Origin of the sequence: Paenibacillus nicotianae (assembly GCF_042681745.1) — a bacterium.
GTDB classification, from domain to species: Bacteria; Bacillota; Bacilli; order Paenibacillales; family Paenibacillaceae; genus Saccharibacillus; species Saccharibacillus nicotianae.
The window spans coordinates 1,747,087-1,762,878 of the sequence record NZ_JBHUGF010000010.1; the positions used below are offsets into that span (position 1 = coordinate 1,747,087).

The following is a 15,792-nucleotide window of genomic DNA, read 5'->3' on the forward strand; positions in this document are numbered from 1 at the left end:
AGTAAAGGAGATCCAACATGACTACCAAAACAATACGTCTTTTAATGCCACAATGGCAAGGTGGAAATAATCCAAATTATGCTTTCGGGGCTGAACTGCTAGCGTGGCTCGCTCCTAATAATGATCAACCTCTTATTCAAGTTCCAGTTCAATCCTTTGACGGCACTCCTCTTCAAAACGAGGATGGCATGTATGGACGAACACAATTGATACAACAATTAGAAGCGGCTGAACACCTTATTCAAGCACATCAACCTGATCGTATTATTATGTTTGGAGGAGATTGCCTGGTCGAACAAGCCCCTTTTGCTTATTTGAATGAAAAATACGATGGTGAATTAGGCTTGATATGGATTGATGCTCACAGTGATCTGGTTAGATATATCGGATACGATAACGGACATACTCTGCCACTCGGCAATCTTCTGGGCGAAGGTGATCAGGAATTTGCCAAGCATGTAAAAGTTCCTCTCAAACCTGAAAATGTCTTTATTGCAGGACTCTCTGTTGCGACAGAAGAGGAAAACGAATTGATTGCAGAAGCATTTGAAGCACAAGGTATCACTGTAACGGAACATGATACCGAAATGATCGAACGATTAGGTATTCGCACAGCAGGAACAGCAGAGCTAGCAAATAGCTTAGACTCTATCAAAACGTGGATTCAGGAAAAAGGCATTAAGCACTTAGCCATTCATCTGGATCTTGATGTGCTTGATCCTCAAGCATTTCGTTCTTTGTTATTTGCGAAGCCTTACGAACCTTATCTAGTCTCACCTTCCGGTACAATGCAATTCCCTCAATTGCTCCATTTGTTGAAAGAACTTTCTGCGGAAACAGAGGTAGTCGGCTTAGGGATAACCGAACATACGCCGTGGGATGCGATTAATTTGAAAAATTTACTTGCAGAAATCCCTATTTTGAATACCTGATAAGATATCATAAAACTCCGTATTTATAACATGTACCTAAAAGCATACCAAAAAGGATCGTCTGCATTATGCAACGATCCCTATAGTCAGTCCGCTAGTTGAAATCAGTAGCTAATCACTCTGATGCCTTTTAAGTGTTATGAAGCTAATGTTTCCCGTTAGCTTCATAACACTTCTCAATCATTGATTTGTCATAACGGAGTTTACAACTTACTCAAATAAATCTGTAACGGCCCCTTTGGAAGCAGATGAAACTAATCTCGCGTATTTACTAAGCACACCTGTAGTAAATTTCAATGGTGGTTGAACCCATTCATTTTTTCTCTTCGCTAACTCTACTTCCGAAACTTCAAAGCCAATTTCTTGCGTTTCACTATCAATAGTAACAATGTCACCCTCTTGCAGAAGAGCTATTGGGCCACCTACTTGTGCTTCTGGTGCAACATGACCAACCACAAAACCATGTGAGCCACCTGAAAATCTGCCATCCGTTATGAGAGCCACTTCTCCGCCCAACCCTTTTCCGACGATTAAAGCGGTAACTGAAAGCATTTCTGGCATGCCTGGCCCGCCCTTCGGTCCGCAATACCGAATCACTAACACATCTCCTTTGCGGATCTGGTTTTGTAATATTGCCTCAGTAGCCTCTACCTCGCTATCATATACACGTGCAGTCCCAGTGAAACGAGACTTTTTCATCCCTGACATTTTGGCAATTGCGCCTTCTGGAGCCAGATTTCCTTTTAGAACGACTAACGGCCCACTCGTTTTTAAAGGATTATCAAACGGGCGAATAATGTCTTGATTTTCAAGCAACGGTTCTGATACTGCCAAATTTTCTGCTAAAGTTTTACCGGTAATCGTCATACAATCACCGTGGAGAAGACCTTGCTCAAGAAGAAGCTTCATCACACCGGGAACCCCACCAATATCACTTAGATCCTGCATAACATATTTTCCACTTGGCTTAAGATCTGCAATATGTGGTACTTTTACACGAATGCGTTCGAAATCATCATAGGTTAACTCTACTTCGACAGAGTGTGCAATCGCAATTAGATGCAGGAAGGCATTAGTAGAGCCGCCCAATGCCATTACAAGTGTAATCGCATTCTCAAATGCTTTCTTTGTCATAATATCGCGTGGATAAATTTCCTTCTCCAATAGTTCAAGTACTCGCTCACCTGCTTCTTCACATTCCAATGCTTTTTGAGGTGATATCGCTGAGGTAGAGGATGAACCAGGAATACTCATGCCCAATGCTTCTGCAGCAGATGCCATTGTGTTGGCGGTATACATTCCTCCGCAAGCACCAGCTCCAGGACAAGCGTTGCACTCCACCTTGTGAAGCTCCTCATCACTTATTTTACCATCATGATACAGCCCTACTGCTTCAAAAGCACTGACAATATCTACGTCTTTACCGTCTAACTTCCCTGGTTGAATAGTTCCGCCATATACATATACTGCTGGCAAATTCAGTCGCCCGATAGCCATTAAACATGCTGGTGTATTTTTATCGCATCCACCTACAGCAACAAGCGCATCGAAACGCTCTGCGTTCGTAACAATCTCAATAGAGTCTGCTATAGCTTCACGGCTTGGTAGTGAGTACAACATTCCGTCATGCCCCATCGAAATTCCATCTGAAACTGTAATAGTATTAAAAATCAGAGGAGCACCGCCATGAAGCTGAATTCCTTTTTTCGCTGCAAGCGCTAAAGAATCAATATGCATGTTGCACGGGGTTACTTCACTCCACGTACTCGCTACACCAATCATCGGCTTCTTGAAATCCTCGTCTTTAAAACCGACAGCCCTCAGCATAGCGCGATTAGGTACGCGATTAACTCCCTCACTTATAACTTTGCTCCGAATTCTTAAATCTTTATGACCAGACATACTCATTCATCCTTTCACTATTAGATTAGGGAATACAGTTCATGCATAGGTCTTATTAAATTTTCTTTCATATGTGCCGAAGCTTGTTCAGAGTCTTTCTGCTCCAAAGCCAATATGATAGATAGGTGATCTTCCACAGAGGTAAGTGTTCCTGCAACTGGTTGCTTAAGAAAGACATATTTAAACCTTCTTATATGAATTTGGAGAGATGTACTAAATGAGGCGATATATGCGTTATCCGATACATCTACAATTAAATTATGAAACTGCTCATCAAGTTCCATAGCTTGGTAAGTCTGTCCACTCTGGATCGCTTGAGCGAATTGCTTATTTATTTCTTTTAAGGCTTCAATTTGTTCCAGTGAAATGAGTTTTGCTGCGTATTCAGCAGCCAAAGAATAGAGCGCAGCGAGCGTCGGGTACATTTTAAGAATATCTTCTTTTTCTATACTGGTTACTCTCGTTTCTTTACCAGGAAACATCGAGACCAATCCTTGCATTTCTAAAAGCTGAAAAGCCTCTCTGATTGGAGTTCTACTAACAGCCAAAGACTCCGCTAGTTCAGCATCAATTAATTTCTCACCCGGTACGAGTGTACCCTCTATGATCCATCTTTGGATTTGCGTTAATGCTCGTTCTTTAGCAGATATTCGAGTGGGTGAAGAAAAATTGTGGGGTACTGGCATAAGCAATCTCCTCTTTAAATATTGCATGTATATGCAATATATCGCATTCTAGGATTGGATGCAATGCGTTTATCGAATAATGTATTGTCTTATTTTATAAAAAGGAGCAAGCGTCAGATTCTTTTTTTGAAATTAAAAATACAAAAACAGACCTATCTCAACACCACGAGATAAGCCTGATTCTGTCACTCCTAATTACCCCTTCGTCGCCCCTGCTGTCAATCCATGTACTAAGAACCTCTGCAAGAACATATACAACAACGTAATCGGCAAAGCCACTAACACCGAACCTGCGGCGAATAGGGTAAACTCTGTACTCGAATACGTATTGACCAACTCATACAAACCCACCGCCAACGTCCAGTTCTCCCTTGAACGCAAGATCAAGCGGGCAAAGATAAAGTCGACCCATGCACCAGCAAATGTGGTCAGTGCGATATACGTAATGATCGGCATCGACAATGGTAGAATAATCCGACTGAAGATTTGAAAGTGACTCGCGCCATCCAGCAAAGCCGATTCTTCTAACGCTCTAGGAATCGTATCGAAAAAGCCTTTAGCGACAAACATTCCTAGTGCCGCGCCTGACGTATACACCAATACAAGCGCCCACGGCGAATTCAGTAAGTTCATTTGTAGCAAAATGACATACACTGCAATCATACTCATAAATCCCGGGAACATACCTAGAATCAGTACCAGTGACATCATCGTTTGTCTGCCTTTGAAGCGGAAGCGTGACATCGCATATGCTGTCAGTACTTGGAACAGTGTTCCTAGAATCATACTCGTAATCGCAATTTTGAGCGTGTTCCAATACCATTTCAGATAAGGCAAGTCTTTGTCCGATTGCGAACGGAACAAGTCCATATAATGCTCTAATGTTAACTTCTGCGGAATCAATGTCTCACTATAGAGCGAATCGCCTTCTTTGAGTGAGGATAAAATGATCCAGAGTGCTGGATAAATACAGCCAATCGCGATCAGTACAAGCAAGATGTAACTGAACACCAATTTGATGCGTTGTTGTTTTCTCATTGGATCATATCCTCCTCTTTAAAGGAACGGCTACGTCGATAGTTATAGAGCGAGAATGCCGCAATAATAATAAAGATAATAATGCCGATCGCTGATGCAAAGTTATACCGTTGATTTTCAAGAGTTAGCTTATACAGCCATGTAACTAACAGATCCGTACTACCTGCAAACGCATAATCTCCATTGGCTGGTAATCCATTTGTTAACAAGAATATCACGTTAAAGTTATTGATATTGCCTGCAAATTGCATAATTAAGATCGGTGCTGTCTGGAACAATACAAATGGCATCGTAATATTGCGGAACTTCTGAAATCCTGTCGCTCCATCCACTTCTGCCGCTTCGTATAGATCACGCGGAATCGCTGTCAGTACACCCAGTACAAGAATCATCGACACTGGAATACCAATCCACATATTCACTAGAATAACGGTTACTTTCGCCCAGAACGGATCATTGAGCCACGGTACTGAACCCAGACCCATCATACGCAAGTATTGGTTGATCGGGCCAAATTGAAAGTTAAGTAGATTACGCATAATCAATAGAGAAATAAATTGAGGAATCGCATACGGTAAAATAAACAGTGTACGCCACATACCTTTAAATTTAATTCCTTTTTGCTCAATCAGTAATGCAACTAGAATACCGCCAAAATATGTAGTCACTGTTGCCACAACTGCCCAGATAATCGTCCATGTGAGTACACCGATAAACGTATGACTCCATGATTTGAGTGTTAATAGATTGGTAAACGTACGAAAGCCTACCCAATCGACTAGATTTTTAGCTGGAATATGATCCGGCGCAGAGTAATTGGTAAATGCCATTAGTACCATAAAAATAATTGGAACGATGGTAAATACCAGTACGCCTATTGCTGGTAAAGTCAGTAGCAAATATGGGAATCCCTGATTACCGATCATTTTCCATGTCTGACGGAATGTATTGGCTACTTCGCCACGTTCGCGCTTTTTACCGATACGATAAGCGTCTTTAATATTCGCAATATAAAAGCATAACAATAAACCAATATACAATAGTGCGACCAGTCCATAGATCATCATAAAAATCGAATGATCTCCGGGTACATTTTGATATAGTCGACCGACTTTCTCCATACGGGAAGGCTGATCACCAAGCGTGATCAACCCCCAGATGTTATTCGCCAGACTGGTCACAATGAGATAGACACTGACCAGTTCAGCGATAAGAAAAATAATGCCTTTCGCCCACTGGCGATTATACATTTGCCCGAGTCCCATAATCAGCGCCGATAAGATCGCTGCGATAAGACCACTACCTACGCCCGTTGTTCGCTCAGGATGGATTAATACTTTTCCCATTGTTATTGCCCTGTCTCAATATTACTCTTCATTTGACTAACTAGATTATCCAATGCTGCTTTTGGATCTTTGTTGTCATTCCAGATTGAAGACATTGCTGCTTCCATCGGAGACCAGAATTGCGCCATTGCTGGAATCGAAGGCATCGGAACTGAATTTTCAAATTGTTTTAAAAATACCGTTGCAATTGGGTCACTTTGTACTTGCTCACTTGCAGCCGCTTTGGTATTGGATGGAAGAGCTCCATTCATTTCAAAGTTCTTGGTCTGCCATTCTTCTGAAGTAATAAAGTCTGCAAATAGTTTAGACGCATTTGGATATTTCGTATAAGCGTTTACAAAATAAGCTTTCACGCCGGAGAAAGGTGTCATCGGTTTACCATTTGGCAGATTTGGATACATACCTACACCGATATTTTTAACCGATTCTTTCAGAGAACCTGTATCCCACGGCCCACTGATATTCATGGCTAATTTGTTAGAAGTAAAAAGTGATTTTTTGATATCTGCGTTAATATCTGATGTTTTGAGTGGAAGAATTTTGTTCAATCCTTGAATAAAAGTAGCTGCTTCTACTGCTGCTGGATTGTTCAGACCGATATCTTTGGCATCTGTACCATCACTACCGAATACATAAGAACCGTATCCACCGATAAATGGGAATACATAGTAGCCGTTACCCACTTCCCACATAATCGCAAATTTGTTAGCTTTGGTATCGTTAAATATTTTGGCAAAATCGATTACACCATTCCAATCTTGCGGTACTTCTTTGATCAGATCTTTGTTATAAAAAACGGCTGTTGTCTCAACAGACTTTGGATAGCCATATAACATGTTGTCATACGTTAATGCTTTGATCGCAATTTCACTATTACGTGACTTGGTATCTTCTTCAAACCAATCATTTGGCAATACGACTCCTGCGGATACCCCTTGACCGATCTGGTCATGGACACCAGCGAATACATCGCCACCTACACCAGCAGGGCCATCGGTTACCATTTGTCCCATAGATTTGTCCGGGCCTACTTCAGCAAAGCTTACTTCTACATTATATTTTTCTTTAAATGCTTTAGCTGCTTCTTCGATAAATGTTTTCTGATCGCCACTATCCCATACTGTCAGCTTAGCGCCTTCTTCGGGTACCATTTCTTGCTGATCCGCTGGAACTTGAGTATCGGCTGCTGTTCCTGGTGTTGTTCCTGCGCCCCCACTATTACATGCCGATACCAGTAACATCATGATTAACAAGCAACTCATGATTCCCCACTTTTTGCGATTCATCATTCTTATTGTCCTCCGCTCTATAGTATGATGGCGAGCGCTATGATTATGTACTGTTATCCAGGGTTATGTTGCCTATGTACTTTGATTATATCATTTGCGCAAACGTTTGTTCATATTAGCATATGATACCCCTTACTCCAGCCATAAAACTCTAATAATCACCACTAAAGGTAAATGATGTTATAAGTAAGCGCTTTATCCAGCAAATCCATCATAACTGAAATATGGAAATTGTAAAAACGTTTGCACAAACAATTTAACGTCATATTCTGGCTTTTTACTGGTATAATTGCTTATATCCTATCTATTTCTCTGAAAATCATAAAATATCGCCTATTTTCTTTTATAGTATGTATATTTTGCAGTTTACATCTGTATAGCATATGTTTTAACATAGATAACACAGATAGTGATGGTGATTTCATATTTCAAAAACCATGACCAGGGAGGTACACATGTCGGTTACGATCAAAGATGTCGCTAAAAGAGCGGGCGTATCTCCTTCTACCGTTTCGCGTGTCTTGTCTAATCATCCGCGAATCAGCCATGCTACCTCAGAAAAAGTGAGAGAGATCATGGAGGAGATGGGCTACCATCCAAATATGATGGCAAAAAGTCTGGTATCCAAAACAACCAAAAGTCTGGGTGTAATTTTGCCCAAACCTGCGGAAGAGTTGTTTTTGAATACTTTTTTTATGGAATTAATACGCGGTATTGTGACACAAGCCAATCGAAGTGGGTACGATGTAGTGTTAACTTCAGGCGCTAGTGAAAAAGAAGAAGTGGAAGCGGTATCCCGGTTAGTATTTGGTGGACGGATCGATGGTGCTATTTTGCTCTACTCTCGCCAAAATGATCCTGTAGTTGATTTTCTTAGTGAAAAAGAGTTCCCGACTGTATTGATTGGACGTAGTGAGCAACATGCAAATGTCCTTTCTGTTGATACCAACAATATAGAAGCAGCAGCAGATGCTACCCGGCACCTAATCCAGTTAGGGCATCGGCGGATTGGTTTTGTAAGCGGCCCTTCTGAATTAGTGGTATCGATTGATCGTATGCGTGGGTATCAACAAGCATTACAAGAAGCGGGACTTCCACTGCGGGACGATTGGATCGTTGAAGGTGAATTTTTACAAGAAAGTGGCTATCGAGCCATGTCCTTTTTTATGAATTTGCCAGAACGCCCAACCGCATTAGTCGTGGTAGATGATATTGTGAGCTTTGGAATTTTGCGCGGATTGCATGAATTAGGGTATAAAGTTCCTGAAGATATCTCTATCGTTAGTTTTAATAATATTGCTTTGTCCGAGTTATCTACTCCACCATTAAGCAGTATTGATATCGGTATTTATCATCTAGGATATACCGCTTCTCAAGCATTGATTCAAGCGATTCGTGGTGATGATCATAGTCTACTTTCCCAGCGTCATATTGTACCTCATCGTCTAATTGTACGTGAATCGTCTATGTTCTCTCCTTCTCATTCAGAATAAATAATATGATATAAGCACAAAAAAGCGACTACACCGGATAATCTTTATCTGGCGAGTCGCTTTTTTGATTAAAAATAACTATACCTGTATACATCCAAAACAATAGATGATGCGAATATAAAATAGATAGAGTATCAGGTCGCTACAAAAAGGAAATATTTAGTTTTTATATTAAAATTTACTTTTATTTTATGAAATAATTTTAGAATTTAATGTTATTTTAAGCTACGCATCACATTTTGTTAAAGTAGACACGATATAATAACTATACAGAAGCGATAACAATAGTATCTCAACATTGTTTCTGTTGTGTTATATCAATAATTTGATCCAACTATTTCATCCGAGGAGGGTTTACAATGAATAATGATAACAGCTTATCTCTATGGATGACCCAATTTCTGTGCAGTCCCGATCCAGTGAAAGAAGAACGTATTGAACAAGCAGAGATTGAGAATAATCCAGTTCTGCTGCAAAGCATCCGTTTTCACTTAGAGCTTCGCAATCGGTATGATCTGCTTGAACATCACACGCTATAATAAAGGATGGACTATGAATACATTCAATCTAACGATTGAACGATCTCACCGTAGGGATGATTCGTTCATAATATAAACCCCTTTTTCCACTATATATGGGAAAAGGGGTTTATTATGTTTAGACCTGTCTCTTCTCTTCCGTATACAAAATACGGATATAGTCTTCGTCTCGAATATCCATATCCCCTAAATACATACGCTCGTGTTCAGGAATCGCTTCATAAGCGATACGCAGATTTTCTTTATGCTCTTCTATCGGATGTTCTAAATATTTATAATAACGCTTACGACAAATATCTAATAATCCCGGATGTTTATTTAACTTTTGATAAATATCGAGTACTTGCTTGTATTTATCGGTAATATCTATAATATAACTTCCATTTGTCATCACTACATCGCCCAGATGATCTAAAGTAATGTTCGTAGGTGCTGTTAATGTCGTAAAAAAAGTTCCGTTGCTAAATAATTCCTCCAACTCTTCCAACCTGAGCATTTTTTGAAAGCTCGCATTTTGACATTCTATTGTTCCATCTTTGTATACCGTTAAGTACACTAGATAATTAGCATCTTCATAGTGCATAAAAATAAAAAAGCCTTCGCCTGTAACGGTTTTATAGCCTACTTCTGATGTCACATAAAAATCTTGTGCATACGGAGATTGGACTATTTTATATTTTTCATTTTTCATTTTTTCGGCAAACGAAATTTCGTAGATGTTATCCATACCAGGATTCAATTGCTGCACCATTTGAGTTATGTAGTCATAGTAGCTATGTGCATCATAATTCCATGTACCACCAATTGTCTGATAATCTCCTAAGCCAAAAATAGAAATAGATTCTCCATCAGGAACTTTGGGCGTCAACCATTCCAAATCAATCTTTTCACGAACACCTTTAAGATCAGCCAGTTCCCAGCAATTCACCATGCCATCTTCATAGATGTCCACATTGATATAAAAATACTGTCCATTGCGAATAAAGCCAGGAATAGTTGTTCCTTCTATTGTTTTTTCTCTTCTAATTTTATGCATGAGTACTCTTTCTTCCTTCCCATAGGCACTATCTTTTTATTCCTTTACAATAACAGATATCTATTTATTAACCTATTAAGTAATTATTTAACGTTTTATTAGTTATAAATTTTAGGTGGTCATCTATTTTTTTGAATAAAACCCTTTTAAAGTATCTATTTTTACATTAGATAGTTAAGTAAATTATGTATTATAGTGTAGCAAAAAGCTCTTACTCTGTAAAATAATCCTAAGATTACTTACAGAATAAGAGCTTTTAAATGTAGTATCTATAATATTTATATTACCTTATGATCGATTAGATTAATCGTTATCGTAGTCGTCACTATCGTTGTCATAGTCTTTATCAACAGATAGTACTTTACCTGTAGCTGCATCAATCTCTACTGTAGCTTCGCCACCTGTAATGTTCAGTTCTACTTCATAAGTTATTCTACCATCATCGCTATCACGATCTACTTTAGTTACTGTTCCTTTAACTGCTTTTAAAGCAATCGCTTTAGCTTGTGCAGCAGTTTTTACTTTATTGTTGGCAGTATTGGTAGCTTGACTGTTGTTATCATCATCGTCATTATCATCATTGACTACTTTTAATACAGTACCGCTTACCGCATCAATATGAACATCTACATCTTTATTTGAATTTGCTTTGTCCACATCTACTTCATAATACAGTTTCCCATTATTTGTACGTTCCAAATCCACACCATCAATTGTACCACCAGGTACTTTAGTTAATGCGATTTGCTTCGCTTTTTTTTCACCAATTAACTTGCTTGTTGTTGCTGTTGTACTGATGGAGTCACTTGAATTAGTTGTTGTAGCTGCTGCAACTGTTCCCATTGTTCCCAAAGCGATTGCTGCTGATAATACACCGATACCTAGTTTTTTGTTCATCATGTGATAGTTCCTCCTAGTAATATTGTTATTAAATTTCATTTGTTCTTGCCTCTGTTATTAATATAAAGCTTACAAATGAGATGTCGATGACAATAAGATTAGAATTTGATGAGAAAAGCGATATCTTTATAAATACTGTTATTTTTCGTTATCTGAATCGTCTACATCATCCCATGTTACCGACATCACTGCTCCAGACACAGCATTGATCTGTACAGTTGCTTCTCGTTCATCAGGAGTATCAATGTCGACTAAATAATAAGATTGACCTTTATCTTCATCATCTTCATAGTCGGTATCGTCTACTTTACCCGGTACTTGAGTAAGCGCAATTCTTTCTGCATCTTTTTCTTTCAATATTAATACAGGTGCAGGTCGGGGTGAATTATTTTTGTCTTTATCTTTGTCTTTATCTTTGCCTTTACGATCATCTTTATGATCGCGATTATCTACAGGCGGTACAGGAGAACCTGCTGGCGGTACATTAGCATCAGGTGTTATATCACCCGGTTGCTCATTAACCTGTGGTTGATTGTTGTCTGATCCACTGTTACTGCTATTGTTACGATCATCATTTTCATTTGTGGTAGCAGATGGTGAAGAATCGGTAGACGCAGGTGGATTATTATTAGTGTCTGTCGAATCTTCAGAAACTGATGAACTGCTATTACTACTGCTATCATTGGTTGATTCTGTTCGATTGGTAGCAGTTGTTGGCTCTGTTACTGCCGAGCTTGATGAATTAGAATCATTTGTTGCACTTGAGTTACTTGAGTTAGATGAATCTGTATTGGTAGTGCTATTTGGTGTTGTTGTCGCTACTGCGGACTGCCCAATCTGTTGAATCGATTGAATGGCTCCACTATTGCCGTTTACTTGAACTTGATACATGCCTTGATCTGATTGTAATTGCACTGTATAGATTCCATTATTTAATGCAGTTTCAGTTACTTTACCCGGATATTGCTTGAGCACTACATTTTTGGCTTGTGTAGAGGTTAGCGCGGGACTTGCTTGTGCGATAGACTTCCACCATAATGTCATAACAAACATCAGAATTAATAAAATGACGACTGCTCCAGCTATCCACCATCGTTTATCTTTAATTACAGCAGATAAAGTATTCGTAGATGACGGTGCTACTGTTCTATGCATCTCTCTGCGTCGCATCTAAGGATCACTTCCCCCAATATAATTTCTAATTGCATTGTTATTGTACAGAATCTTTATTAGAATTTGCTGAGAATACTGTAGTTGCCGGTACAAAAATAGTCGGTAATGACACGATTGCTGTTGTGCCCTTCTTCTCTACACTTTCCAGACGTATCGTAGCTCCGATTGCATCTGCTATTTCTAAAGCTAATGTCAGACCTAGCCCTGAACCACCTACATCAGTACGACTACGTGCTTCATCGACTCGATAAAAGCGGTCAAATACTTTGGACAATTCTGCTTCTGGAATCCCTATTCCTTGATCGATAATTCGAATACATCTACGCTGTATCTTCACTGTACCTGAATGATCTGAAGTCGGCTGATCTTCTTCAAGTTCAATTACAATACGATCCTCACTATATTTACGAGCATTGTCTAACAAAATAAATAACAATTGTCGCAGTTTACCAGCATCATTTTGAATCAGTAATGAAGAAGGTGTAGCTAGCAATTCTGGAGCTACGTTTACTTCAATCGGACGCTGATACGCATTATGGAATCGTTTGACCAATTCATCCATTTCTGTTGCTAGATTAAGAGGTTCTATTGATAAATTCCACTGTTCTTTGTGCTTGGCTAATAACAATAATTGCTCGGTCATTTCTTTCATCCGTACCGCTTCTGAATGAATTGCATCTACAGATTCGTGGAACAGCTCCGGGCGATCCATCCCTCTACGTTTGAGTAGACTGGCGTAACTTTCTATAATCGTGAGCGGTGTTTTGAGTTCATGAGAAGCATTAGATACGAATTGTTTTTGTTTATCATAATTGGTTTCCAGTAAATCAATCATCGCGTTAAATGTTTGACCCATTTCTAACAATTCATCTTTGGATTTAAGATCTAATTCTAATCGCTTGAATCGTCCACTGCGCTTAATATCACTCATCGTCGATGTCATAGCTCCGATTGGACGCATAATAATTCTTCCCAAAATATGACCGGACAAAATAACTGGAATCATTGCTATTCCTGTCACAGTAATCAATACAATCCTTAATACCTGTAAATAATTTTCTGTCTGATGCAAGCTTTCTGTTACCTGTACATTGACGACAGAACCGTCTGTCCAGATGACAGGAATAGATACAAATACATAGCCATTCGCTTGATACGTAATCTTTTCAGCTTGTACTTCTTTGCTATAGGTAACCGTACGTTTGCTTAATTCTTGTTCTGAAGAAGACGTTACGACTAATGAGTTATTTCCTTTTTCAGTGACAATACGAATCATGCCGTCAACAGGAACATATGCACGAAGCAATTCAGCAGTCGTCATTGAGCCTGCGATTTGTCTAATATTATCGGCTGTTTTATTGGTTTGCGATTCTACTCTTACCAATTGTTCGTTAATCGATAGACGGCTAAATACGATATAGACAAGCAAATTAGTCAAAATAAATAACAACGCAAACAATACAGAAGAATACAAATGTATTTTACTTCTTAACTTCATCGGGTATCCTTTCTTCTAACTATTATCCTTAATCACATAACCTACTCCGCGAACAGTATGAATAAGTTCCCGCTCAGGATCTTGATCTATTTTTTTGCGAACATAACGAATATAGACATCCACTACATTGGTATCCCCATAATAATCATACCCCCACACAGCAGTCACAATCTGATCGCGGTTAAGCACTTGACGTTTATTTTTGAGCAAATAAGCCAGTAAATCAAATTCACGCGGAGTGAGTTCAATCTGTTGTTCTCCTCTTATCACTTCTCTTGTTCCTTCATTTAGTCTTAAATCGGCTACGGTTAACCATGTACCATCCTCACTGGTATCTGTTATAGCAGAAGTCTGCGGACGCTGACGCAGCGCTGCTCGTACACGAGCTAATAACTCTTCGATCTGAAAAGGCTTGGTAATATAATCGTTCGCTCCCAAGTCTAAGCCGGATACTTTATCTTCAACAGAACTTTTGGCAGTTAATAAAATAACCGGTGTCAATCCGCCCATATCGCGAATACGTCTAAGGATTTCTATTCCATTCATTTCAGGAAGCATTACATCTAATAATACAAGATCATACGTATGTTCTTGATACAAATCCCATGCTTGCGCTCCATTATAAGCTTGCGAAATATCGTACCCTTCTGCTTCCAGCTCAATCTGTAGCAGTCGAGAAATTTTATGTTCATCTTCTACAATTAAAATATGTTCTTTCAATCTCTGTTCCTCCTTGTTACTGCATGTACTCTTTTTTTCACTTATCCTTTATCATAACAGACCATGCGATGTTCACGAAATTCATTTGTTGCGCTAACTAATACACAATAAAAAAGGATACTTTGCTATAACAATAGAAATCATTCTCTATTGCTATAGTAAGTATCCTGTCGTTCTTTTTTTTTGATAATGATCTGAAAGTCAAATTATTTTTGAGTTAGAAGCATATCTTTGATTAATCCGATCTGACCAACAATCGATTCAGGATCGTAATAAGAGAATACGTTATAAGGTAATGTGTAGACATGACCTTTTTTCACTGCCGGTAAGTTTTTCCAGAGTGAGTTATCTAGCACTGAGCTAATATCTGCTTGCTCTGTTTCATTGTTAAAACAGATAAAAATATAATCAGAGTTAGCATATTCAGGTAATGCTTCTAATGAAATTTCTTTAATTTGAGCATCGCTATCAATCACTTCTTTTTTTACGATATCTAACGGTTTTAATTGCAAAGCGTCATAAATTGCATATCCACCACGCCCATAATTTTCACCCAATACAGATAATTTTTTGCCACGTACATTTAACAATGTTGCTGTTTGTCCGGGTTTTATTATATTTTTGATTTCTTCGCGAGCAGCGGTTGCTGTCTGCTGGTAACGATCTAACCATGCTTGTGCTTGTTGTTGACGATCTAATAATTTTCCTAATAGTTGAATCTCTTCTTGAGGATTGTGATATGCCGTATAAGGAATATAGATCGTTGGCGCAATTTTGGAATATTCATCATACTTCTCGACATCAAAATCATTAATAATAATTAAATCAGGATTTAGCTCAACTACTTTTTCTAACGATGTAGGTGTACCAATATCTTGTATTCCTTTTTCTTGCTCTTTCAAAAATGGACTACCCATCCACCATTCTTTGTTAGCACCTACTGGAGTAATGCCAAGAGCAATCAATGTACCATGATAATAAGTAGATACCACTCGCTGTGGATTGGCTGGAATAGTTACAGACCCTTTAGCAGTCTCCACAGTTCTTGTTGACTCTGAAGCTGATGTCGCTGTGGTATTAGCATCTACAGATGACACGTTATTATTGTTATTACAAGCTGCAAGAATCACCACTGATAGTAGCAATATCATATACGACAACATACTTTTTCTTCTCTTTATCCAATAATTCATAATTTCCCCCTGATATTTAATTGATAATCATTATCAGTTGGAATCAT

Annotated in this window: 14 protein-coding genes; 3 read left to right on the forward strand and 11 right to left on the reverse strand. The window is 38.8% G+C overall.

Annotated features, from left to right (window positions below; translation table 11 throughout):
• The first annotated feature begins 17 nt into the window (after positions 1-17).
• The gene (locus ACFSGI_RS11750) at positions 18-932 is read left to right on the forward strand and encodes an arginase family protein (RefSeq protein WP_204824312.1); all 915 of its coding nucleotides are present in this window, start codon (positions 18-20) and stop codon (positions 930-932) included.
• A 210-nt stretch (positions 933-1,142) separates the two neighbouring features.
• Here ACFSGI_RS11750 and ilvD read toward each other — a convergent pair whose 3' ends face one another.
• The 5 genes from ilvD to ACFSGI_RS11775 all read right to left on the reverse strand — a co-directional run bounded on the left by ilvD (position 1,143) and on the right by ACFSGI_RS11775 (position 7,193).
• Positions 1,143-2,834: a dihydroxy-acid dehydratase gene (gene ilvD, locus ACFSGI_RS11755; protein WP_204824313.1), complete on the reverse strand. Its 1,692-nt coding sequence runs from the start codon at positions 2,832-2,834 to the stop codon at positions 1,143-1,145.
• Between the two features lie 20 nt (positions 2,835-2,854).
• Positions 2,855-3,520 (reverse strand): GntR family transcriptional regulator, encoded by a 666-nt coding sequence (locus ACFSGI_RS11760; protein WP_204824314.1) that lies wholly within the window; start codon positions 3,518-3,520, stop codon positions 2,855-2,857.
• Positions 3,521-3,715: 195 nt separating this feature from the next.
• The gene (locus ACFSGI_RS11765) at positions 3,716-4,558 is read right to left on the reverse strand and encodes a sugar ABC transporter permease (RefSeq protein WP_204824315.1); all 843 of its coding nucleotides are present in this window, start codon (positions 4,556-4,558) and stop codon (positions 3,716-3,718) included.
• Positions 4,555-5,904, reverse strand: a complete 1,350-nt coding sequence (locus ACFSGI_RS11770) for a carbohydrate ABC transporter permease (protein WP_204824316.1) — start codon at positions 5,902-5,904, stop codon at positions 4,555-4,557. The genes ACFSGI_RS11765 and ACFSGI_RS11770 overlap by 4 nt, the downstream gene beginning before the upstream one ends.
• Before the next feature lie 2 nt (positions 5,905-5,906).
• On the reverse strand, positions 5,907-7,193 hold the full coding sequence (locus ACFSGI_RS11775) for a sugar ABC transporter substrate-binding protein (RefSeq protein WP_204824317.1): 1,287 nt from the start codon (positions 7,191-7,193) through the stop codon (positions 5,907-5,909).
• Between the two features lie 455 nt (positions 7,194-7,648).
• Here ACFSGI_RS11775 and ACFSGI_RS11780 point away from each other — a divergent pair, with 455 nt between their 5' ends.
• Both ACFSGI_RS11780 and ACFSGI_RS11785 read left to right on the forward strand, forming a co-directional pair.
• On the forward strand, positions 7,649-8,686 hold the full coding sequence (locus ACFSGI_RS11780; RefSeq protein WP_204824318.1) for a LacI family DNA-binding transcriptional regulator: 1,038 nt from the start codon (positions 7,649-7,651) through the stop codon (positions 8,684-8,686).
• A gap of 359 nt (positions 8,687-9,045) precedes the next feature.
• Positions 9,046-9,225, forward strand: coding sequence for a hypothetical protein (locus tag ACFSGI_RS11785; RefSeq protein ID WP_204824319.1), 180 nt, complete (start codon positions 9,046-9,048; stop codon positions 9,223-9,225).
• Between the two features lie 118 nt (positions 9,226-9,343).
• Here ACFSGI_RS11785 and ACFSGI_RS11790 read toward each other — a convergent pair whose 3' ends face one another.
• From ACFSGI_RS11790 to ACFSGI_RS11815, 6 genes are all read right to left on the reverse strand, one after another.
• A complete protein-coding gene (locus ACFSGI_RS11790; protein ID WP_204824320.1) occupies positions 9,344-10,261 on the reverse strand; it encodes a DUF7638 domain-containing protein in 918 nt (305 codons plus the stop codon).
• Positions 10,262-10,564: 303 nt separating this feature from the next.
• Complete coding sequence (locus ACFSGI_RS11795) at positions 10,565-11,161, reverse strand: PepSY domain-containing protein (RefSeq protein ID WP_204824321.1); 597 nt, start codon at positions 11,159-11,161, stop codon at positions 10,565-10,567.
• 138 nt (positions 11,162-11,299) lie between these two features.
• On the reverse strand, positions 11,300-12,316 hold the full coding sequence (locus ACFSGI_RS11800; RefSeq protein ID WP_379283269.1) for a PepSY domain-containing protein: 1,017 nt from the start codon (positions 12,314-12,316) through the stop codon (positions 11,300-11,302).
• Positions 12,317-12,371: 55 nt separating this feature from the next.
• The gene (locus ACFSGI_RS11805) at positions 12,372-13,832 is read right to left on the reverse strand and encodes a sensor histidine kinase (RefSeq protein ID WP_204824323.1); all 1,461 of its coding nucleotides are present in this window, start codon (positions 13,830-13,832) and stop codon (positions 12,372-12,374) included.
• Between the two features lie 15 nt (positions 13,833-13,847).
• Positions 13,848-14,552 carry a response regulator transcription factor gene (locus tag ACFSGI_RS11810; protein WP_204824324.1) on the reverse strand — a complete coding sequence of 235 codons (705 nt, stop codon included), beginning with the start codon at positions 14,550-14,552 and terminating at the stop codon, positions 13,848-13,850.
• A 206-nt stretch (positions 14,553-14,758) separates the two neighbouring features.
• Positions 14,759-15,745, reverse strand: a complete 987-nt coding sequence (locus tag ACFSGI_RS11815) for an ABC transporter substrate-binding protein (protein WP_204824325.1) — start codon at positions 15,743-15,745, stop codon at positions 14,759-14,761.
• Positions 15,746-15,792 lie beyond the last annotated feature (47 nt).